Origin of the sequence: Flexilinea flocculi, from assembly GCF_001192795.1 — a bacterium.
Lineage (GTDB): Bacteria > Chloroflexota > Anaerolineae > Anaerolineales > Anaerolineaceae > Flexilinea > Flexilinea flocculi.
This window is the reverse complement of the sequence record NZ_DF968181.1, coordinates 884,392-907,872: the sequence shown is the minus strand read 5'-3', so window position 1 is coordinate 907,872 and position 23,481 is coordinate 884,392. Positions and strand designations below refer to the sequence as shown.

17 protein-coding genes are annotated in these 23,481 nt (G+C 41.6%); 8 read left to right on the top strand and 9 right to left on the bottom strand.

From position 1 onward, the window contains the following. The first annotated feature begins 169 nt into the window (after positions 1 to 169). The 7 genes from ATC1_RS08835 (at position 170) to ATC1_RS08805 (ending at position 10,787) form a co-directional block, all read left to right on the top strand. Positions 170 to 3,430, top strand: coding sequence for a bifunctional transaldolase/phosoglucose isomerase (locus tag ATC1_RS08835; RefSeq protein ID WP_062280585.1), 3,261 nt, complete (start codon positions 170 to 172; stop codon positions 3,428 to 3,430). A gap of 329 nt (positions 3,431 to 3,759) precedes the next feature. Beyond that, entirely contained in the window at positions 3,760 to 4,299 is a 540-nt protein-coding gene (locus tag ATC1_RS08830) for a nitroreductase family protein (protein WP_062280582.1), read from the top strand. Beyond that, entirely contained in the window at positions 4,292 to 4,984 is a 693-nt protein-coding gene (locus ATC1_RS08825) for an RNA methyltransferase (protein ID WP_062280577.1), read from the top strand. Before ATC1_RS08830 ends, ATC1_RS08825 begins: the two co-directional genes overlap by 8 nt. A gap of 215 nt (positions 4,985 to 5,199) precedes the next feature. After that, a complete protein-coding gene (mutS, locus tag ATC1_RS08820) occupies positions 5,200 to 7,779 on the top strand; it encodes a DNA mismatch repair protein MutS (RefSeq protein WP_062280574.1) in 2,580 nt (859 codons plus the stop codon). A 546-nt stretch (positions 7,780 to 8,325) separates the two neighbouring features. Further along, positions 8,326 to 8,856 (top strand): hypothetical protein, encoded by a 531-nt coding sequence (locus ATC1_RS08815; protein ID WP_062280572.1) that lies wholly within the window; start codon positions 8,326 to 8,328, stop codon positions 8,854 to 8,856. Between the two features lie 639 nt (positions 8,857 to 9,495). Continuing rightward, complete coding sequence (locus ATC1_RS08810) at positions 9,496 to 10,026, top strand: hypothetical protein (protein WP_062280570.1); 531 nt, start codon at positions 9,496 to 9,498, stop codon at positions 10,024 to 10,026. Positions 10,027 to 10,244: 218 nt separating this feature from the next. Continuing rightward, the gene (locus tag ATC1_RS08805; protein ID WP_062280568.1) at positions 10,245 to 10,787 is read left to right on the top strand and encodes a DUF2284 domain-containing protein; all 543 of its coding nucleotides are present in this window, start codon (positions 10,245 to 10,247) and stop codon (positions 10,785 to 10,787) included. 56 nt (positions 10,788 to 10,843) lie between these two features. On the opposite strand, the gene fba is transcribed toward ATC1_RS08805, so the two are convergent. The 9 genes from fba to ATC1_RS08760 all read right to left on the bottom strand — a co-directional run bounded on the left by fba (position 10,844) and on the right by ATC1_RS08760 (position 20,839). Then, positions 10,844 to 11,695: a class II fructose-1,6-bisphosphate aldolase gene (gene fba, locus ATC1_RS08800; protein WP_062280566.1), complete on the bottom strand. Its 852-nt coding sequence runs from the start codon at positions 11,693 to 11,695 to the stop codon at positions 10,844 to 10,846. A gap of 159 nt (positions 11,696 to 11,854) precedes the next feature. Then, positions 11,855 to 12,784 (bottom strand): 1-phosphofructokinase, encoded by a 930-nt coding sequence (gene pfkB / locus ATC1_RS08795; protein ID WP_062280562.1) that lies wholly within the window; start codon positions 12,782 to 12,784, stop codon positions 11,855 to 11,857. A 17-nt stretch (positions 12,785 to 12,801) separates the two neighbouring features. Continuing rightward, on the bottom strand, positions 12,802 to 13,815 hold the full coding sequence (locus ATC1_RS08790) for an aldo/keto reductase (RefSeq protein WP_062280559.1): 1,014 nt from the start codon (positions 13,813 to 13,815) through the stop codon (positions 12,802 to 12,804). Between the two features lie 15 nt (positions 13,816 to 13,830). Next, complete coding sequence (locus tag ATC1_RS08785) at positions 13,831 to 14,883, bottom strand: galactitol-1-phosphate 5-dehydrogenase (protein ID WP_062284048.1); 1,053 nt, start codon at positions 14,881 to 14,883, stop codon at positions 13,831 to 13,833. Positions 14,884 to 14,988: 105 nt separating this feature from the next. After that, positions 14,989 to 16,518 (bottom strand): xylulokinase, encoded by a 1,530-nt coding sequence (locus ATC1_RS08780; protein ID WP_062280556.1) that lies wholly within the window; start codon positions 16,516 to 16,518, stop codon positions 14,989 to 14,991. A 1-nt stretch (position 16,519) separates the two neighbouring features. Then, entirely contained in the window at positions 16,520 to 16,966 is a 447-nt protein-coding gene (locus tag ATC1_RS08775; protein ID WP_062280552.1) for an RbsD/FucU family protein, read from the bottom strand. Between the two features lie 253 nt (positions 16,967 to 17,219). Then, positions 17,220 to 18,305: a substrate-binding domain-containing protein gene (locus tag ATC1_RS08770; RefSeq protein ID WP_201777267.1), complete on the bottom strand. Its 1,086-nt coding sequence runs from the start codon at positions 18,303 to 18,305 to the stop codon at positions 17,220 to 17,222. 60 nt (positions 18,306 to 18,365) lie between these two features. Continuing rightward, positions 18,366 to 19,337: an ABC transporter permease gene (locus tag ATC1_RS08765; protein WP_062280545.1), complete on the bottom strand. Its 972-nt coding sequence runs from the start codon at positions 19,335 to 19,337 to the stop codon at positions 18,366 to 18,368. An 11-nt stretch (positions 19,338 to 19,348) separates the two neighbouring features. Further along, on the bottom strand, positions 19,349 to 20,839 hold the full coding sequence (locus ATC1_RS08760; RefSeq protein ID WP_062280541.1) for a sugar ABC transporter ATP-binding protein: 1,491 nt from the start codon (positions 20,837 to 20,839) through the stop codon (positions 19,349 to 19,351). 322 nt (positions 20,840 to 21,161) lie between these two features. On the opposite strand from ATC1_RS08760, the gene ATC1_RS08750 reads away from it, so the two are divergent. Further along, positions 21,162 to 23,405, top strand: coding sequence for an extracellular solute-binding protein (locus ATC1_RS08750; protein WP_062280531.1), 2,244 nt, complete (start codon positions 21,162 to 21,164; stop codon positions 23,403 to 23,405). Positions 23,406 to 23,481 lie beyond the last annotated feature (76 nt).

The window sequence follows — 23,481 nt, the reverse complement described above, 5'->3', positions numbered from 1 at the left end:
TTTGGTTATCAGACAAAAATCCGAAATATGGAGAGGATTCTTTGTTGTTGTGATGGTTCTTCTCATAAAAACATCACAACAAAAAGTGTTTCTCTCTTTTTCGAATAGCGAGTCGATATTTCGAATTACTGGTTATCAAACAGATTACATCATTTCAAGGAAAGCCCACGTGAAAAAAACGATTGCAGTTGCATGTGATCATGCCGGTTTTGAACTAAAAGAGTGTGTTATTGATACGATAAAAAAAACAGGATGCGATGTCATCGATGTCGGTACTTATTCCAAAGAAAGCGCTGATTTTCCGGATTATGTAAAATTAGGATCAGATAAAATAATAAACGGTAAAGCTGAGGCAGGTGTGTTCATTTGTGGTTCCGGAGTCGGAGTTTGTATCGCAGCCAATAAAATCCCTGGAATCTACGCAAGTGTTTGTCATGATACCTATTCTGCACATCAGGGAGTAGAACACGATGGCATGAATGTATTGTGTCTTGGCTCACGAATTATTGGATCGGAAGTTGCCCGTGAACTGGTCACTGCTTTTCTAAATGCAAAATTCAATAATAAACCTAATCAGATCCGTCGATTTGAAAAAATTAAAAGTATTGAACGGGGCGATTTTTCGGTTTCCAATAAAATCGAACGGATATTAGAATTAGGACAATCCATCTGGTATGACAACATTCAGCGCTGCATCATCCGCAACGGTGAATTAAAAGAGATGATCCAAAGGGGTGAAATCAGAGGTTTGACCTCGAATCCCTGTTCATTTCGAAAAGCAATTTCAGACTCGAATGATTACGATACAGCAATCGCGCCGATGGCGCTTGCTGGATGGAATTGCGAAAAAATCTTTTCCCAATTATCCGTTGAGGATATCCGTGATGCGGCAAGTCTGTTTACAGAGCTTTATGTTCAAACAGATGGGAAAGACGGTTATGTAAGTCTTGAAATCAATCCTTCTTTTTCGCATGAAACAGAAAAAATTGTTGCAGAAGCAAGAAAAACGTGGACTGCAGTCAATCGTCCTAACCTTATGGTAAAAATTCCTGCTACAGAAAGCGGGATTTCTGCAGTCCGTCAGCTCGTTTCTGCCGGTATTAACGTTAACAGCACATTGATTTTTTCAGAGGAACAATATATCAAAGCAGCAGAAGCGTATATATCCGGTCTGGAAGACCGAATCGCCAGCGGTCAACCGATTAACAAGATTCAATCCGTTGCTTCGGTTTATGTATGCTGGATCGACTCAAAAATAGACCCGCTTCTTGAAAAAATTATCACTGAAGGTTCCGAAGAACAAGCTGCAATTGCGAGAGAGTTAAAAGGCAAAGTCGGCATAGCAAATTGCCAGAGAATCTATCGTCAATTTAAAAAGATATTTTCCGGGGAACGTTTTAACGCACTACAGAAAAAAGGCGCTACAATCCAGCGTCCATTATGGGCTGCAACCGGATGTAAAAATAATCAATACTCCGATACGATCTACATTGATTCCCTCATCGGAGAAAATACAATCAGCTCAGTGGATCCAGAAACGCTCAAAGCAGCCCTGGATCATAGTAGTATTAAAGCCGGATTGCCGGCATCGGACAACGAAATCGATCTTGTTTTTTCAAAACTGGCTTCCATCGGTATTTCATTGCAGAATATAACAGAAGAACTTCAGGAGGAAGGCGTGAATACTTTTGAAAACGCATTTAATTCAATGCTTGGCGACCTTAATAAACGATCGGACATCCTTAAAAAATCACTTGGTGATTTGTATGATCAGGTTATGAGTAATTTTAAGAAAATTGAAGAAAACTCAATCCTGCCGCGAATTTTTGCAAAAGATCCGACTGTCTGGACTTTCGATATTCAGGCATATCCTGAAATCCGCAATCGATTGGGATGGCTGGATGCACATATGAATACTGCCAAAAATATCGAGGAATTTCGCAGTATTTTAAAGAGTCTGAAAGAAGACGGAATCCGTAAAGTGCTGCTTTTAGGAATGGGCGGATCCTCGCTCGCACCGGAAGTGATGGCATTAACCTTCAAAGAAATATCCGATTTAAAATTAGAAATTGTTGATTCCACAGACCCCGGTCAGGTGCTTGAGGCAGATCACAGCCATCCAACATCTGAAACCGTCTATATCATCTCCAGTAAATCCGGTGGGACGGCAGAAGTCCGGGCTCTCCTTGACTATTTCTATCAGCGAGCAAAAGATACGCTGGGTGAAAAAGCAGGCAGCCATTTTATTGCCATTACAGATCCGGGCACACAGTTGGAACGAATTGCCAAAGAATTAAATTTCCGCAATATCGTGTTGTCCGATCCCGCGGTCGGCGGTCGTTTTTCGGCTATAACGCCATTTGGAGTCCTTCCAGCCACACTGATTGGCATTGATCCGGCGATTGTGCTGGAAAAAGTAAATGCAATCGCTAAAAAAAGCACTCCGTCGAATCCGGTAGCCAGCAACGAAGGCGCAGCTTTAGGTGTGTACATGGGTACCGCGGCACTGCTCGGACGTGACAAATTTACAATTCTGACAGATCCGGAACTGGAATCCTTTGGATCCTGGCTTGAACAATTGATCGCAGAAAGCAGCGGTAAAAATGGAAAAGGAATTATTCCGATTGATATCGAACCTCAAACTGATCCATCGGTTTATGCTAAGGATCGCGCTTTTGTATACATTCAAACCTCTGGAACACAATGCGATTTTATAGACCAATTAATGAAAGTCGGGCAACCGGTTCTAACGATAAAATTAAACGATCTGCCGGATCTGTTTGCTGAATTTTACCGATGGGAAATCGCAATTTCAGTAGCATGTTCGCTTTTAGAGGTAAATGCATTTGACCAGCCCAATGTTCAGGACAGTAAAAATCGAACCGTGGCAAAAATTAATGAGTATAAGGAAAAAGGCATTTTATCCGAACCGGAGGTTTTGTGGGAAAAGGATGGAGTCAAAGTCTTTTATAGCCTGGCTGAAGCAGCGAATGAAACCCTTAAGAAAGAACTGGCTGCAGCGAAGAATCCAGCCGAGTTTATCTCGAAATTTCTCACAATTGCAAATTCTGGAGAAGATTACGTTGCGATCAACGCTTATCTTCCACGAAACGAGGACATGTTGCATAAACTGCAATCTTTGCGGGAAGAAATCCTTAAACAAACTGCCTGTGCAACCACGCTTGGTTTCGGACCGCGATTTCAACACTCGACAGGGCAACTCCACAAAGGAGGAGCGAATAATGGCGTATTCATCCAAATTGTCGCAAATTCTCACACTGATGTCGAAATTCCGAATGAAGGGATGACTTTTGCAGTCCTTGAAAGGGCACAGGCATTGGGTGATTTCGAAGCGTTAATGGCAGTCAATCGTCGCGCTGTACGTATCGACCTGGGAAACCAGTCGCCATCGATTCTGCTAAAAAAATAAGCGCAGGAAATTTATCAATGATTCGAAACATGGGAAGAATTGTTTGATGTTATGTCCTTTTACGCGAAGCTTAAAAACGACATAACATCAAGTTTTCTCGATTGACTCGAAAAGCAGGTTCTTATTTCGATTTGTTGTAATTCTATCGGGTTCTTTGCCAGCTATTCGAAATAATGGGAGGATTCTTCATCCTTTTGGCGTTTTTAATAGAACATAAAAACATCACAAAGACAAAATTTTCTTTTGATGTGTCAAATCGCTTCTTATATTTTGATTAAATTTTTGATGTAAAAAGACAGGTTCAGAATCGTGATGAAAGCAGGTGTCAGATGAATACCATTGAATGTATCAAAACGCGTCGTAGTATCCGAAAATTCTTACCGGATCCGATACCTCAAAAAACAATCGAAATGCTCATCGGTGTGGCTGCATGGGCACCCAGTTGGAAAAATACTCAGACTACGAGATACATTGCGCTTACAGGAAACGAAAAAAATGCAATTGCCGAAATAGCTTTGGGAGGTAATAATCGGTCAATTACAGAAAATGCGCCGTTGCTGATTGCTTTATGCTCCGAAAAACATATTTCAGGCTGCAATCCAGATGGATCGTATCGCGATCGCTTCGGCACACATTGGGAATCTTTCGACAGCGGCATTGCCTGTCAGACTTTATGCCTGGCAGCGCATGATCTTGGAATCGGGACTGTCATCATGGGTATTTATGATCCGCAAAAAGCTCATGAATACTTAAAATTACCGGAATCAATTCAGGTTTCCGCGTTGATTGCCGCAGGAATCCCGGCAGAAAATCCTGATCCGCGTCCAAGGAAGGATGTATCGGAACTGTTGACTTTTTTCCATGAATGAATCATTACACCAAATCCGAACTTGTATCAATCCTGAATGTGGATTTCGTTTTTCAATCCGACCGGATCACCTTGTTCTGACTGAGACTGAACCTGACAAACAAACGAACAGAACGATCCGCTGTCCAAAATGCGGAAGCGATACACGCCTTGAGTTGGAACCCTATCAGTCATTCCTGATTGATGACCGGGCGAAGTTTGAAGACGGTCCAAAAGTTGTCGCTGTATTGGATAATATTCGCAGCGCTTTAAACGTCGGAGCGATGATACGCACTGCGGATGGCGCAGGAATTTCTCGCCTTTTTTTATGCGGCATCACACCGCTGCCGGAAAATCAATCAAAGGTGATAAAAACTTCGCTGGGTGCTGAAAATTCAGTCGCGTGGGAACACCATTGGAATATTCTGGAGGTTGTGCAACAGCTGAAGATCGATGGATATCAGCTTTGGGCATTGGAAGGTGGAAAAACTGCGGTCAATATATTCAAGAACATTCATGCAATCGAAATCGACCAACCGATTGCTCTGATTGTTGGGAACGAAGTCAACGGCATTGATCCTGATGTGATCAATCGCTGTGATTACTGCGTTTTCATTCCCATGACAGGAATGAAAGAATCTTTGAATGTCGCTACCGCCTTCGGTATCGCAGCGTATTTGCTGCGTTTTGGGAAAAGCATTACCTGATTTGAACAGGTGCCTTTCAATTCACAAACGCCTGCATGCTGTCAGAAGATTGAAATTCGATATTGATAAAAAATAAAAAAGAAAGAACACTTGTTGTTGTGTCGGTTGTGTGCAAAACACAAAAACAACACAACAACAAATAATCCCTCCAATATTTCGAATCGATAGCCAGAAGTTTTTGATTCAATTGCAAACCGATAAAATGATAAATAAATATGAATGAAGAACCGACACCAATCCGCCAACAATACCTCGAAATTAAAAAGAATTATCCGGACACCATCCTTTTTTTTCGCCTTGGCGATTTTTATGAAACGTTTGATGAGGATGCAAGAACTGCCTCCCGGGAACTGGATCTGGTATTAACCTCCAGAAATGTCGCCAAAGGAATTCGTGTTCCGATGGCAGGAATTCCTTACCATGCCGTAGAAAACTATTTATCGCGATTAATTGAAAAAGGATATCATGTCGCGATTTGTGAACAGACTGGCGAACAACCATCCAAAGGTCTTTTTAATCGCGAAGTAGTACGTATCGTAACCCCTGGAACACTGATCGAACCTGGATTACTCAAGAACGACACCAACAATTATCTGTTTGCAGCCTTTGTGGAAGGAGAGAAAATTGGCATTTCCTACGCAGATATCACAACTGGCGAATTCGCCGTCACACAGATACAGAGCACAAACATCCAATCCGACTTATTTGCAGAAATTGTAAGGCTGCATCCTGCTGAAATTCTACTTCCGGAACATTTTGAGTTGGAAGAAAATGGTACTCTTCATATTACGAGGCAACCAAATTCAGCGTTTGAACCGATTCGCTGTTTTGACCTATTAAAAGAACACTTTCAGGTAACTACACTGGACGGTTTTGGCATTCCTGAAAACAGCATTGAAATCCGTGCTGCCGGGTGTATTCTCCAATATCTTCAGAAAAATCAGCCTTCGAGCTTGAAATTGCTGAATGCTATATCAGTTTACTCAATTAATGAGTTCATGGTTCTTGATTCATCTACACGCAGAAATCTTGAGTTAGTCGAAACGCTCCGTTCCTATGACACAAGAGGTTCACTTCTTGGAATCATGGATTTCACTGTCACACCGATGGGAAAAAGGTTGATGCGCCAATGGGTCAGCAAACCATTGATCAATAAAAAAGCAATTCAAAAAAGACAGGATGCCATTGAAATCCTGATAAAAAATGGAATGACGCGCGCAGAATTGCGGCAACAATTAAAAGAGCTGAATGATATCGAAAGGCTGATTAATCGTATTAGCAGTAATATGGCTCAGCCTCGGGATCTGACTGCACTACGCAGCTCACTGCAAATTTTGCCTGAAATTATCCGGCTCATCGAACCAATTCAATCGGTGTTGTTCTCCCCCGAATACCGCATATTGCCGTTAAACGAGGTCCTCGCCATATTACAGACAGCCATCGCAGAAGATCCGCCTGCAACATTAATGAACACTGGAATTATTCGAAAAGGCTATTCTTCCGAATTAGATCAAGTGCATTATGAATCAAGCCATGCGCGTGAATGGATGGCAAATCTTGAAAATGTTGAAAAAGAACGCACCGGAATTAAGACATTGAAAGTCAGTTTTAACAAAGTCTTCGGATACTACATCGAAATTTCACGCGGGAATGCAGACCAGGCTCCTCCGGAATATATCCGAAAACAGACGCTGGTTAACGCCGAACGATTCATTACGCCGGAAATGAAAGAGTATGAGACGCTGGTGTTGAATGCTGAAGACCGCATCCATGAAATCGAAAATCGATTATTCTTTCAAATCTGTTCTGAAATCAATCAATTTTCGGCGGAAATATTGCTGACAGCCCGCAGTCTGGCTGTTTTGGATGTTCTTTTATCGATGGCCGAGATTGCTGCAGTAAATGGGTATGTGCGTCCGGAGATCTCTGAAGATCAGATCATCGACATCGTCGGAGGACGACACCCTGTCGTTGAACAGACCTTGGAGAAAGGGAAAAGCTTTATCCCGAACGATATCCGCTTTGAAAATGGAGAAATCATCCGAATCGTGACCGGGCCCAATATGAGCGGGAAAAGCACCTTTTTGCGACAGGCTGCGATCATAGTTTTAATGTCGCAGATGGGGTCCTTCGTTCCTGCTGAAAAAGCCAGGATCGGTCTTGTTGACCGGATTTTCACTCGGATCGGTGCACAGGATGAAATTCATGCCGGATTATCCACCTTTATGGTTGAAATGGTGGAAACGGCGAACATTCTTCATAATGCCACATCAAAAAGCCTCCTCATTCTGGATGAAATAGGACGAGGAACCAGTACCTATGACGGTCTTTCGATTGCCTGGGCTGTCATCGAATATATTCATAACGCACCACGTCTGCGTGCCAGAACAATTTTCGCCACTCATTTTCATGAATTGACCAAATTATCGGAATCACTGCCTGGAATTCGGAATTACAATGTGGCGGTAACGGAACAAGGTGGTGAGGTAATTTTCCTTCATAAAATCGTTCCAGGCGCAGCTGACCGTTCTTATGGAATTCATGTGGGTCAAATTGCCGGTTTGCCAAAGCCAGTTATTTCCCGAGCTAATGAAATCCTGACAAAACTGGAAACAGAATCCAAAAATGGCAGTAAAAACGAAAATATTCCCATTTCACAACTTGCATTATTTCCAGAGACAAATCCACTGCTTGAATCACTGCAAAAACTGGATATTAACAGTATTTCACCGATCGAAGCCATTAATATCTTGTATGAATGGAAAAAGCGTTTTCTAAAAAGCGAAAACAAATAAAACAATTTGTTTTTCCTATATTTCAAATAATAAGAAAAAGTTTGTTGTTGTGTTGTTTTCGTGCGATGCGCAAAGACAACACAACAACAACAATTAATTCTTTCCATATTTGGAATTACTGTAGCTATTTGTAATATAGGAATTAGGAATAACGAATATATATCGTCTAAAAATTGTATATAACTTAAACCTTAATAATGATGTCATATTATAATTATTTATTATCTAATCAAATGGAATAGATCAGACCGCTCGTTGGGACAAAGCAAGCTTCTGCCATATTTGATAACAGGTTGCTTCATCTGGCTGACGTCCTCCTTGCAATGATCAATCCATGAATGATTGGCATAAAGCACAAAATCAACACAACGATAATTTTCCACGCTCTATTTGAAAAGTATGTCCACCTTCGAGGTACTGGTAAAGATTATAAAGACTTGTATCCAACCAGCAAACTCATATAAGATTTAATAAATATTTGATCAATCATCCAACGGTATTGTAGCAATTTTAGAAAATTTAGACTTACAAAAAAGGAGCAAAAGAATGAATAAAAAGACAAGAATTGCTTTTCTGTTAGTATTCCTGGTTGTCCTTTTGGGAACGGTTTCGTCCGTATCTGCTAAGTTTGAGTTGCTCACTCCATCGCAATTGATCGGGTCAGTAACGTACTATCTGAATCAGGCGCGTGAGCTGCCTGCATTAATCGACGAAGCACTTTGCAGAGGAGATATGGAAGCATACAAATACCGTATGCAGGATTTGGCAACAGCACTCGCCAATGCCGCAGCGACCATTCAATTGATGGGCATGGACATACCGGATGGATTATGGAATGTTTACAGTACTATTGCCAAAAATCCAACCTGTGGTATCGGGACTGAAGCAACCGGTGCAGCGGATCTTGTAAGAGAAAAATGGGAAGAGCAGGCAAGGGATGCCGGCCTTTACGAGGATAAACAACCTTGTCCTATTGGTCAAATATGGATGTGCCGCTCTGACAAGGCAAAATATTTATATTATCCTCGTCGCATGAATTGCGGATGTTTCCCTGTCAACACACCAGGTTATCTATAAACTTTTTTTGATAATTGAAATGGAACGTTTTTTATAAAGACAGTTCATTTCAAAAAATTCCATATTTCTGCAAATAAAGAAAAAGATGCAAATTGGATATCATTGAGCCTGAATTACCAATTTGCATCATTTTTTTATTAACCAGCCACTAAATCAATATTAAGTCCAGCCTTTCGAAATGCTGGTTCATGATAGAGAATTGTAATATGGAAATCAGGAGAAACGAATAATAATCGTCTAAAAATTATATATAACTTAAACCTTAATAATGATGTTATATTATAAGTATTTATTATCTAGTCAAATGGAATAGATCAAACCTCTCGTAGGGGAGAAGCAAGCTTCTGCCATATTTGATAACAGATTGCTTCGTCTGGCTGACGTCCTCCTTGCAATGATCAATCCATGAATGATTGGCATAAAGCACAAAATCAACATTACATTATAGAATTTTCCCCATATTACGAATTGCCGCTCGCTATTTGAAAAGTATGTCTACCTTCGAGGTACTGATAAAGAATTTAAAGGCTTGTATCCAACCAACAAACAATTGTAAGATTAAACAAATGTTACATTAATCATCTACCCGTATCGTAATAACAATTCAAATTTTTGACTTACAAAAAAAGGAGCAAAAGAATGAATAAAAAGACAAGAATTGCTTTTCTGTTAGTCTTCCTGGTTGTCCTTTTGGGAACGGTTTCGTCTGTATCAGCTAAGTTTGAGTTGCTCACTCCATCGCAATTGATCGGGTCAGTAACGTACTATCTGAATCAGGTGCGTGAGCTGCCTGCATTAATCGACGAAGCACTTTGCAGAGGAGATATGGAAGCATACAAATTACGTATGCAGGATTTGGCAACAGCACTCGCCAATGCCGCAGCGACCATTCAATTGATGGGCATGGACATACCGGATGGATTATGGAATGTTTACAGTACTATAGCCAAAAATCCAACCTGTGGAATCGGGACTGAAGCAACCGGTGCAGCGGATCTTGTAAGAGAAAAATGGGAAAAACAGGCAAGAGATGCCGGTCTTTACGAAGATAAACTGCTTTGCCCAATCGGTCAAATATGGATGTGCAGTCCTGAAAAGGGAAGATATATGCATATACGTTCTTTTGTGATTTGCGGATGTTTTCCTGTTAATGAACCACTTCCTCAATGATTTTTTTTATTTCATCGTTAACAAAGGGATGTTTTCACTCATACATCCCTTTGTATAATTTTCTCAATTCCTTTCCATGTTTTTTTCGAAATCAGCAATTCGAAATATCAATCAACCTTATGGATCAATCGAGAAAACTTGGTGGTGGTTAGAAATGGTTCATTTACTTTTGACCTTATAATTGGTTTTGATCGACACACAGAAAGGAATATCCATTGATGGAATACAATACAGAAGCGCTCATCCAGGAAGCCATCGACGCAGGATTCTCTCAGGCTGGACCATTAAATACCAAAGCGCTGATATTCATGCCCGAAGTTCGCGATATGTGCCGAGCAGATCGCTGTCGCAGCTACAATAAAAATTGGCGCTGTCCTCCGGCATGTGGAAGTATTGAAGAAGCGGCAAAAAGCGTTGCAGCCTATTCATTCGGAATCATTGTTCAATCGATCGGCAAGCTGGAAGATAAATTTGATTATGAAACCATGCAATCAACCGGTGAATATCACAAGGAAATTTTTTCTTCGTTCATCGAAAAATTAAAAATCCGTTATCCAGACATACTACCGATGGGAGCAGGTACCTGTACTATCTGTAAAAAATGTTCCTACCCGGATGAACCATGCAGATTTCCTGAGAAATCCATTTCATCCATGGAGGCATATGGCCTTTGGGTCAGCAAAGTCTGCGAACTTTCTGGAATTCCCTATAACAACGGCAATTTAACCATCACCTATACAAGCTGTTTTTTATTAAAATAAAAAGGTCAGATTATCACCAACAGGCAATCATCTGACCTGACCTTTTTCACAACTTTCTATACTTTTCCATCCGACCCGCAAACCAAAATCCGTTCTTTCACAAATTCTTTCACTGCATCCCTTCCGGCTGCTCCATATTTTTTAGGGTCAATGACATCCGGATCAACAAGTATTTTTCTGCAGGCATCGGTAAAATGCGCACGCAATTCTGTCGCAAAGTTGACCTTGCAGATTCCAAGGGATATGGATTGACGCACAGCATCATCCGGAACGCCGGATGCACCATGCAGCACCAGCGGGATGGAAACAATCTCCTGTATCTGTGCAAGACGTGCAAAATCCAATTTCGGAATTCCTTTATAGAAACCATGAGCAGTACCAATCGCCACCGCCAGGCTGCTGATTCCGGTACGTTCGACAAATTCCTTCGCCCGCTCAGGATTGGTATATAACGCATCCTTATCTTGAACCTCATGCGTATCTTCTTTCCCTCCAACAGTACCAAGTTCTGCCTCCACCGGAATGGAACAGCAATCCGCAGTTTCAACCACTTTTTTTGTTATCTGAATATTCTCTTCAAAAGATAATTTTGATCCATCAATCATCACAGATGTATATCCTGCCTGAATCACCTGGCAGCATTGATCAAAAGATGCTCCGTGATCCAGGTGCATCGCTACCGGAATATTTGAAGAAGCCGCCAATGATTGAACTATAGAGAAAAACAGAGACGGAGATGCATATTTCAAAGTGGAAGGAGTAGTCTGAATGATCAAAGGGGAATGGGATTCTTCTCCTGCCTGAATAACGGCCTGAGCCATTTCCATATTTTCAATATTAAATGCGCCTACTGCATAGTGTCCGTTTTGGGCATCCAGCAGAAGGTTTTTTGTTGTAACAAGTGGCATAGTTTACCTCTATATTCAATGTATTCCTTAAACCTTCAGTAATTCGAAAGATTGACTTGTTATTCGAATCAATCGGGAAAAAATCGTTGTTGTGATGTTGTTGCGCTTTGCGCAACAACATCACAACAACAAAAATTCCTTCCCATATTTCAAACTGATTTATAATCTTTGGATCCTTACTTCTTTCAGCAGATTCTTCAGATCTTCCTCTTGAAACGATCCTGTCCTGGCTGTAAGCGCATTCGCTGCTGAAATTGCCACAGCGAAACGCAGGGAATCTTCTACAGTATAGTTTCGCTGAAAACTGCAGGCAAATCCTGCAACCATACTGTCCCCGCATCCAACAGCATTAACGATTTTTAATTTCGGCGGTTTCCCTGAAAAAACCCCTTCGGGACAGACCATCAGTGCGCCATCTTCTCCGAGAGAGATGACGACATATTCAACACCCTTGGCATTCAACTTCTGTCCGATTTGAACCAGATCTTCTGTTGTAGAAATGTCTTCTAAAAAAAGCTGTCTGATTTCATGCAAGTTTGGTTTAATCATCGTCGGTTGTGCTCCGATTCCCGCTGCAAGCGCTAAACCACTGGAGTCTAAAATTGTTTTTTTCCCTTGTTTTTTTGCCAGGTTAATCAGCTGCGAATAAAAAACTGGTTTGACTCCTTTAGGTAAACTGCCGGAAATCGTCACAACGTCTGCAAGCGGCAGGTATTTCTCAAAGTCGGTGAGAAATCGCGCTAAATCTTCAGCAGTGACCGGCTCACCGGGTTCAAGCACCTCCGTACTTAGATTGGTGGCAAGATCATGGATATTGATGCAACTTCGAGTCTCGCCGCGTACTTTCGTGAAAGCACAATTTAGATTGCTGACATCAACCAGACTTTCAAAATAATTGCCGCAATGTCCTCCTAAAAAGCCCATTGCAGTTACCGCTTCTCCGGCTAATGCAGCCACTCGTGATACATTCATCCCTTTTCCGCCTGCTGTATTGCTGACAACCTTTGCACGCATAACCTGATGCGGCAGCAGTTCATCCACCTCATAATATTTATCAATGGAAGGATTCAACGTAACCGAAATAATCATAAACGTTTAAAGATCCTTTATTTTGTTATTGTCCCGTCGAGATCCCACAAATCCTCCCAGCCTTTCGCACCCTCCCAAAGAAATACTTGTCCTTTAATCAGGCGGCAGTTCTTATCCGCGTGTCGGATCATTTCCATCTCTGATTCAGTAAGAGGATCTTCTATTGTACATCGCAGATTACTGACGTATTCATTTTCATAAATTGAAAAAGGAATCGGAACCTGACCACGCTGAACAGCCCATTTCAAACAGATGACAGCAGGGTGTACGCCATGAGCCTTTGCAATTTCCACAATTTCAGGCATTTGGATATCCACCACATCATCCGGCGTCTTATCACGATCTGGTCTGGTCGGAGATCCAATCGGGCAGAAACCAATTGGCAGAATTCCTTTATTGACGATATATTGAAAAAGCTCAGGTTGTTGAAAGCTCGGATGAAGTTCCATCTCAATGGCAGCTGGAGCAATCCGGCACAGTGGCAGAACAGCCTCCAGTTTTGGAATCGTCATGCTGGACATCCCGATGTATCGTACCAATCCCATGTCAACGAGTCGTTCACATTGCCGCCAGGTAGACATAAATCGATCTACACTGAATGGTTTGGAATCCGGATTCCTCGCATCGCCACTGCATCCGGGAGCATGATAATTCGCAAAAGGCCAATGGACAAAGAACAAATCCACATAATCCAGGCGCAAGTCTTTCAAACTTTTCGCACAGGAGAGCAGCACATCTCCTCTTCCATGCATATCGTTCCAGACTTTGGTCATAATAAAAAGATCTTCACGTTTGACAGTCCCTTTGTCAAACGCTGCCTGAAAAACAGCTCCAATTTTATCCTCATTCCCATACACTGCGGCACAATCAAAAAGACGGTATCCTGCTTCGATCGCACCGGCAACTGCTGCAGATATTTGTTCCGGTGTAAATCGATCAGATCCGAAAGTTCCCATTCCGATACACGGGATTTTTGTTCCGTCAGAAAGTGTTCTCTGAGGGATTAGACTTGGGTCAATTTGTATTGTCATTCTTCATTCCTTCCTTTAAGAAAAATCATTAATAAGTAATATCCGACCGTTTACAGCTCCAGGGTTTTTGTAGAGCATGAATGCTTCCTGAGCCTGACTCATCGGAAACCGTTTTCCAACAAGGCCTTCATCAAATTGAAGTTTCCCGGAAGCAAAGTATTCTGCTGTCATCAGCCATTCCTTCCCCGGGAAAGGAGCGCTGTAACTCATCCATGAACCGGTGAGATAAAATTCTTTACGGTTAAGTTTTTCCCATTCTGATGGAGTGAAGGAAAGATCACTATGCGGAGTACCGATAAAACAAATCCTGGCTTTGTTCGATGCAAGTTCAAAAGACAGTTTCATCGTTGGAATGACACCGGCAGTTTCAAACAGATAATCAAATCCTTTACCGTTTGTTATCGCTTGAACTTTTTCCAACCATCCGGATTCATTTGTATTGATGACTTCATCGGCACCCAGGCGTTTGGCTAATTCAAGACGTTCCTGGTTGATATCAAAAACTACAGTTTTTCGAGAGCCCAGAAGTTTCACCCATTGAGATGTAAATATTCCAATGGTGCCTCCTCCTAAAATAGCGGTCAGTCCTCCACCTCGGAAATCATTTTGCAGCACGCCATGGAGTGCGACTGTTGACGGCTCAAACATTGCGCCCTGTTCAAAAGAGATCGATTGATCAAAAACAACAGCATTTTTCTCAGGGATGACGATATATTCGGCATTGCTTCCCTGTTCACGGGAACCGATAAAACGATAATTCCGGCATAAAGCAAAATTTCCTTTCAGACAGGAATCACATTGCATACAGGGAATCAAGGGAACTCCTGCAACTCGATCACCAACTTTCACAGAAGACACGCCTTCACCAATCTCCACAACTTCCCCGGAAAATTCATGTCCTAATACAATCGGATAAAAATGGGCTCCGTTATGGAGAACACGCGGAACATCAGAACCGCAAATTCCAGAAACAACTACTTTTACTTTTACAGTTCCCGGTTGTATTAACGGTTCCTCATAATCCATATAACGAACATCTTCATTTGCGACCAAAACTGCTGCTTTCATCATCTTCATTTTCATTACCGTTTGAGATTTATAGATAATTTGGATAAAATGCTTTATTTCGCTGTTCCTTCCATCAATACAGAAGTAACAATGAAATAAAACATTTTATGCAGATCCAAATCGATTTTTTTCCATAAGATTCTTTAATAATTTGACCAATTCAAGATAGGTTTCATAGCCTCTGCGATAGCGTTCCTGAGTGAATGAATCAGGGAAATGCATCCGTTTTATTTTTACAGTGCTGGCAGTAGCTTCTGGAAAATCCCGATACATACCAATACCGACTCCGGCCAGTATGGCTGCACCCAGGGTGGTTGCTGTGTCCGAAGAGGGCACTTCGATATCTCTGCCTGTCACATCCGCTTTAATCTGTGTCCATAACAAGGAATTGGCTGATCCGCCCATAGCGCGTAGTTTTCCAGCTTTTGCTCCTGCGCTTTCAGCTACATCCAGATTATGTCTCAATGAATATGCCACACCTTCCATCACCGCACGCACCATATGGGCTTTCGTTTTCGAATAATCCAATCCATAGAAAATCGCTTTGGCGTTTTCATCCCAAATGGGGGATCGTTCTCCCGCCATGTAGGGCAGAAATATTACGCCATCGCTTCCTGCATCAACGGTTGCCCCTAATCGACTAAGCAGCTCGAAAGAAGAACACCCCTCCTTTTCTGCTTCCAACCGCTCCTCATATCCGAATTGACGTTCAAACCATTTCAGTGCTCCTCCTCCTCCAGTTGTTCCGCCCTGCAACAGCCATTTTCCCGGAATTACATGATAGCCAAGGATCAGTCTCGGATCAGAACAATATTCGGAAATACAGATGCTCATGCCACCCGCCTGACCTCCTTGCTCTTGTGTCTCCCCTGTATCGATCACACCAGCTCCCAGTGTACCGCATGCAGCGTCTAAGCCGCCAGCTACAACCGGTGTTCCTGCTAATAAACCGGTTTGTGCAGCAGCCTCTGGAAGAACCTGACCGACAATTTCATGACAGGCCGCGATTTCCGGTAGAAAGGATCTCGGAATACCAATTTCACGGCACATTTCATTATCCCAGCATCCTTTGTGCATATCGAATGCATGAATTCCATATCCCTGGGAAACATCTTGCATGATGACACCTGTCAGGCGATAGATAATAAAGCTGTTGGATTGCAGGATTTTGTTTATTTTCCGATATACATCCGGTAAATGCTCCTTGTACCACAGAATTTTTCCCGTTGTATACTGCGGTTTTAAAGGATTTCCGCTGAATTCAAACAGCCTTTTCGCGCCAATCCGCTCTTCAACCTGCTGGCAAATCTTTTTTGACCGTGAATCCAGCCAGATTGGATTCCGAGTTAAAACGCTGCCCTCACCATCGATTGCAACCGCCGCCCAGCTTTGTCCATCAATTCCGATGCCGGCAATCTCAGAAGCCTGAATTGGGTTTTCAGAGAAAAGACGTCTGATTCCCTTGCAGACAGCCTTCCACCAGTCATCCGGTTCCTGTTCCACAAAGCCATCTTGTGGATAATAGACAGGATATTCTTCTGTGCAGGAACAGAAAACGGATCCTTCTCGAGTGAATACTGCAATTTTGCATGCACTCGTTCCAATATCAATTCCCAGCAGATAATTGCGATCCATGTTACTTGATCACGCCCTTCTGAATCATCACATTGGCATAAATCGCTTCTTCACCCGTTTGAATTATGCAATATGATTTAGCGGATTCTTCATAAAATTTGAATCTTTCGTAAAAACCAATCGCATTGGCGCCGCGATCATCATGCCGGGCAACAATATTCTGATATTCATCCCAGATCGGGATGGAAAGATCCGCATCACGATCCATCTTCTGCATTAACATGACCGGTCTCTCTACATAGGTATCACAGGGAATTACAGTCAGAATCGCATCCAACAACGCTGTTCCAGAGATTCCATCTGCTCGTAAAAATTTACATCCGCCTTCTGTTGCGAATCGTTTTCCCGGAAAGTTCGCATCTCCAAGAACAATTACATCCCCATGCCCCATTTCACAAAGCGTCGCAATAATCTCCGGTGATAATATTTTTGGTATTCCAATCAGCATATATGTCCTCCATAAAACTCTTTTCGGATACTGTACTTCCATCGATAAAAACACTTCAAATCCAATTACGCTTGTTTTTTCAGCTGCATGAACGGTTAGATCATTAATTCGTTATCAATCGAACCAAGAACCAATAATTTAACCGACCTTATAAATCAACCGAGAGAACCTCTTTTTGATATTTCAAATCGCTTCTATCAAATGGGGCAGCCCGAATTTGGACTGCCCCATTGCAAATCAAAACAGACCAATCTTATTCATAGAGAAGGGCAGCAATTGCCGGATCATCCATGTTTTGATAGGTGTAATACTGGCAGCCGGTATCCACAATCGGATCGACTTTTTCACCGTTGAGAGTTTTGACAGCGAGTTCAACTGCATAGAATCCGATCATATATGGATCCTGGGTCACTGCACCATGGAACCACTGATTGCGAACGGCGTTGAGCAGTGTTGCACCGGAGTCAAAACCGATCACTACCAGGTCCTTATAGCGTCCTTTTTCACGATCCAGATCCGAGCCATCTGCTGTTGCTGATAACATTCCGTCGACAGAACCGGAGTTGGTGCAGAAAATACCCACTGGTCCTCTTTGAATAACAGCCTGAGCTGCAGTCTGGCAATCCGTTACACTGGTGGAAGCTGCAATCGAAACCAGAATTTCGATGGCTACATCACCGGATTCCGATGCTTTCTTCCATTTGTCATGACCGGTAACCGCAACGAGTCCTGGCTGTTTCTCATTGCAGATTTCATACATGCGATTCACAAAGCCGGTAGTACGGCCGGTAATCGATGCAGAAGTTGCATCCTGGCTGATAACACTCAGCACAATGGGGGCATCTTTGGTGGCGCCAGTAATAGCTGCCATGACTTTTTCGATACCTGCCATCTGATCTGCCGCTAAAGCGCCAGCTGCTTCATTGTCGGTAGAAGCCGTTGAAATAATTGAGCCTTCCGGAGCATTCGGTACACCGCTGTCGAAACCGATTACAGGAATACCTTTTTCTTTGCAGGTATTCAACTGTTCTGTGACCGATTCGGTATCCAGTGCGGCAAGGCAGAGGGCTGCCGGATTGTTAGCCATCGCTGCATTCAGCATGTCCACCTGAACACTGATGTCAGATTCAGAAGGAGGACCATCAAACGTAATTTTGACGCCATATTTTTCTGCAGCAGCTTGCGCACCAGCCTGAACTGTCTGCCAGAATTTATGCTGGAATCCCTTGGATATCATTGCAATATACGGGGTATCAGCCGCGACAGCGGGCGCAACAAAAGCTGACAGTGAAACAAGAATTAATAATACGGACACAACAACTAAAAGTTTCTTCATCATTTTCCTCCAAAAAGTTTCATACTTTCCACCAGATCAATTTTCTGATGGTTATACAACGATTCATTTCTTCACTTTGGCGCCTTGTTTCAAACGATATTGATCTAATAATACCGCTCCGATAACTACGACACCGGTAAAGAAGGTTTGCCAATGGCTCTGTAAACCCATCGACATCAGTCCCTGTTTCAGAACGCTCATAATATAAACGCCAATGAGCGTACCAACCAGAGTCCCGGTTCCGCCAGCCATGCTGGTGCCACCAATAACAACTCCCGCGATTCCAAGAAGTTCCATGCCATTGCCAGTACTGGGGATGATGGATGTATACACAGCCGCATAGAAAATTCCAGCCAGTCCGCAACAAAAACCGCAAAAAGTATATACACCAGTCAGCCATGGATTGATTTTGATTCCGGAAAGACGCGCTGCTTCCCGATTTGAACCAATTGCGAACGTATATCTGCCAAATTTTGTTTTACTGAGTAAAATCAACGCAATCAGAAAGAAACCAAAAAGCCAGAAAATACCGACAGGGAACCCAGCTGTGGTTTTATAGAAAAAATTCTTAAACCATCCTTCAGGTGTACCAAACGTAGGATAACGCATCGTTTGTACTCGTGTTAGAATCGCGCCAAATCCCATACCCATCATCTGCGTACCTAATGTTGCAATAAATGGCGGCAGATTTAAATACGCGACTAAAACTCCATTTAGAAAGCCAATGGCAGTCGCAACAAAAACAACGAGCAGCAAGCACCAAATCATCGGCCAATGCCATATATTGAAAGCAGCACCACCCAACAATGCGGCGCACATCATTGTCGTTCCGAGCGAAAGGTCTATTCCGCCGGTGATAATAACAAAGGTGACTCCAATTGCCATGAAACCAATGTAATAAGAGCCATCTAAAATGTTGATCAAATAATCATCTGAGAAAAAATTTCTTCCAAAAATCGAGAAAAATAAGTACAGTAAAACCAAAACGATCGGGGCAAGAATTTTCGTAAAATTGAACTTTTTATTTTTTTCCATAACCAATAACCTCACATTTTTGATGTCGCTAAAGTCATGATTTTTTCCTGGGTTGCATCTTCAATATTCATTTCACCCGTGATGCAGCCCTCGCACATAACAATGATTCGATCGCTCATCCGTAAGAGTTCAGGAAGTTCTGAAGAAATCATAATTATCGATTTTCCTTCTGCAACGAGTTCATTCATCAGCTTATAGATTTCCTGTTTTGCGCCGACATCAATGCCTCGTGTTGGTTCATCAAAAATCAAAACATCGCTGTTTCTTATCAACCATTTGGCAACAACAATTTTTTGCTGATTTCCTCCGGACAGATTTACCACTAACTGACTTACGGATGGAGTCTTAATATTAATTTTTTCAACATAGTCTATCGTTGTCCGATCAATTTTTGGATCGTTGGTAAATGGACCTTTCAAAAAAGCATCAAGATTTGCCATGACACTGTTATCGCGGACAGCCAGTCCTATTGCCAAACCAAATCCTTTCCGATCCTCAGAAAGATAACCAATACCATGCGAAATTGCATCATTCGGACTCTTTACGGTAATAGGCTCTGCATTTACGATAATTTCTCCGCTGTCCAGAGGATCAGCCCCGAATAATGCTCGCATTGTCTCTGTACGACCGGCGCCTATCAGCCCGGCAAATCCCAATATTTCGCCTTTATGAAGACAAAAGGAGACGTCCTTCACATTATTCCCGCATAAATGCCTGGCTTCCAAAACAATGGGAGCATCAGCCGGAACCGTGCTCTTTACCTTTGGTTCTTCATAGATTGTCCGGCCGACCATCATGCTGATGATCTCTGATTTGGTCACTTTGGCAGTTTCAACCGTCCCGACATACTGTCCGTCGCGCATCACCGTGACGCGATCGGTAATAATTGGAAGTTCATCCAATCGATGTGATATGTAAATAATTCCGTGACCTCTTGCTTTTAAGTTACGGATAATCTTAAATAATTCCTCAATCTCATTTTCTGTCAGAGAGGAGGTCGGTTCATCCATCACCAGTAGCTCACTGTCGTAAGAAAGCGCTTTTACGATTTCCACCATCTGCTGTTTCGCAACGGTTAATTGACCGGTTGGAATAGCCGGATCAATATCGATGTTCAACGCATTTAGCATTTTCTTTGCATCATCGTTTGCTTTTTTCTTGTCAAGAAACAGCCCTTTCATCGGTTCTTTCCCGATAAAAATATTTTCGGCAACTGTCAAATGGGGCATTAAGTTGATTTCCTGATGTATGATTCCAATTCCGAGCTGCTGGGATTCTCTTGTATTATTGACATGAATTTCTTTACCGCGAAATTTAATCGACCCGCTGTCCCGTTTATAAATTCCTGTAAGTATCTTCATCAGGGTAGATTTGCCGGCACCATTTTCACCGACTAATCCGTGAACCTCCCCTTTTTTTACTTCCAGACAAGCATTATCGAGTGCATGAACACCTGGAAACGATTTTTGTATATCCGTCATCTGTAATAACACATCTGTCACAGTTCTGCCGTCCCTTCCATGAATTTCGATCAGATTTGATGAATCATTGAATTCTTTTCAAAAAACAATTTTTTTGCAGAATCGCCAGAATTACAATCGGTTATTCTGTAATAATACATAATTTTTTTATTTTTTTTTATAGGTATGATTTTTATCGATTCATATTCAGTGAGTTTATGAAAAAAATTCTCACATAAATAATTTATCTTGTCAAGATAGCATTGAAATATATTGAATCGTTTTAATATTTTAAATTTCAATTCATAAAAATTGAAAATATTCAGATATAATATACAGAAATCATTTTTCTTGAGGATCTCATATGAGTACAATCAAAGAAGTCGCTGCTTTAGCAGGTGTTTCAATCGGTACAGTATCCAATTACTGCACTGGAGCCAGATTTGTCCAGCCTGAAAAAGCAAAGATGATCAAGGATGCCATAGAAAAATTAGATTACAAACCGAATACATATGCAAAAAGTCTGCGATCACGGAATAATCAGGAAATCGGCGTCATTCTCCCGAACATATATGATCAGTATTATTCATTCATTCTCGCTGGAATCGAAAGGGAGCTGAGAAACAGTAATTATTATGTGAACCTGGGGCTCACCGATGATGTACCGGAGACAGAAATCGCAATCCTTTCAAGTTTCTTAAAAAAGGATATCAGAGGTTTGATCGTAGTTTCCTGCCAAACGGATGCCCATTTTTTTGAAAAACCCAATAATTTTATAACCGTTTTTATCGACAGAAAAATTATTCCTAACGATATCAATTTTGTATCTTCAAATCCTTATGAAACGATGATTTTTTTGCTTTCGCAATTACAGGAACAAGGGTATACAAAAATCGGTTTAATGGCTGGTCCAGAAAATTTTTCATGCGAAAAAGAGTGCTCGAAAGCATACTATGATTTTTTTGCCGGTAAAAATATCATTCCAGAAGAAGGTTTGGTACATCACATTCGATCCACCAAAGAAGAATCATTCCGAACTGCCATATCGTTCTTACAGGAAAAACATCCGCAAGTGATTATTTCCACCTCACAAAATATCTCCACAGGAATCGAACAGGCTGCATCGATCATCGGGATTTCAACAGAAAAAGATTTATTGATCATCTCGTTCAGTCAGGAACGGTGGAATTACCATATCACTTTTAACGGCATTATTAACACCATGCGGCCTGCCCATTTTATCGGAAAAAAGGCTGCAAAATTATTACTCAACAATTTGAAAAGTCCGCTCTTATTTGAAAAGCAGCAGATCATTCTGAAAGATAAAATCATTAATCGAAATTTGTTTGAAAATGACAGTTTTTCCCTCTCACAAAAACAATATCAAAATAAAGTTTTGAAATTGCTCCTTCTCAATTCGCCGAATGCGCATACCATCATTCAAACTCGTTTTGATTTTTCAAGTAAAACTGGAATTGATCTCGACATTACCCTATGTGAACATGAGAAATTGTTTGACCGATTGGTGAAAGAAGAAACACTCAGGCAGTATGATATATTGATGTATGACAATCCCTGGTTAGATATCCTGGTTGCAAATCATTGTCTTGCTGATATAACCGGTTTTGTTCAGGCGAAAGAATTTAATAAAGATATATTTTTAAACAAATTACCGGAAAAAGTCGGCATGCTGAATAACCGATATTACGGACTTCCGATCAATTTCGGTCCCCAACTGCTCCTTTACCGAAAAGATTTGTTTGATAATCCGCTGATTCAAGAACAATTTGAAAAAAAATACCAGACAAAATTGCGTGTCCCCAAAACCTGGTTTGAGTTCAATGTCATAAGCAGTTTTTTCACACGATCACAAAACTCGAGTTCGCCTGTGGAATTTGGGACCTCTGTCGCTGCAAAAAATGCATCTGTATTGTTACCGGAATTAATGCCGCGAATCTGGGCATACGGCGGAGAAGTCTTCGACACTTACGGGAATGTTGCTGTTGATACACCAGAATTCATAAAAGGGGTTACCAGCTTTATCGAAACCTTCAGCAGTACCAATCCCGCATCACTGGATGACAACGTCGAAAAAACCGTGGAGGATTTCTATCTTGGAAAAAGCGCCATGCTGGTCGGATTTGCTTCTTTTATCGCGGATGTCAACAATCATTCAAAATCGAAAATCATCGGAAAAATCGGATACGATTATATTCCAGGCGGAATTTCGGTTTTAGGCTGCTGGGGATTTGGAATCTCCGCCAGGAGCAATCAGGTCGAAGAAGCTTTTGAATTAATTCGATGGACATGTGATCCTGATTTGGAAAATTATTTTACAATACTTAATGGGCAGTCAGTCCTGAAGAATGTTTATACCAATGATGAACTTGTCAGTCATTATCCATGGCTTTCTATCATTGACAAAATTTATCCAGGAAATCGGCAAAGGAAATCAGTTTATCGTCCGAATGGCAGTATTGTTCCTATAACTACCGTTGAAAATTTGATTTATCAACATGTTTTTAGCATTCTGCAGCAAAAATGTCCCATCGAAACTGCGATAAAAAATCTACGGAAGGAAATCGAATTATTGATACATAACGAATAAGGAAATTCTTTAATTCTGTCAGATAGAAAATAATTCAAAAGGATTGAAAAAAAGAACATACTTTAACCGGGTCAAA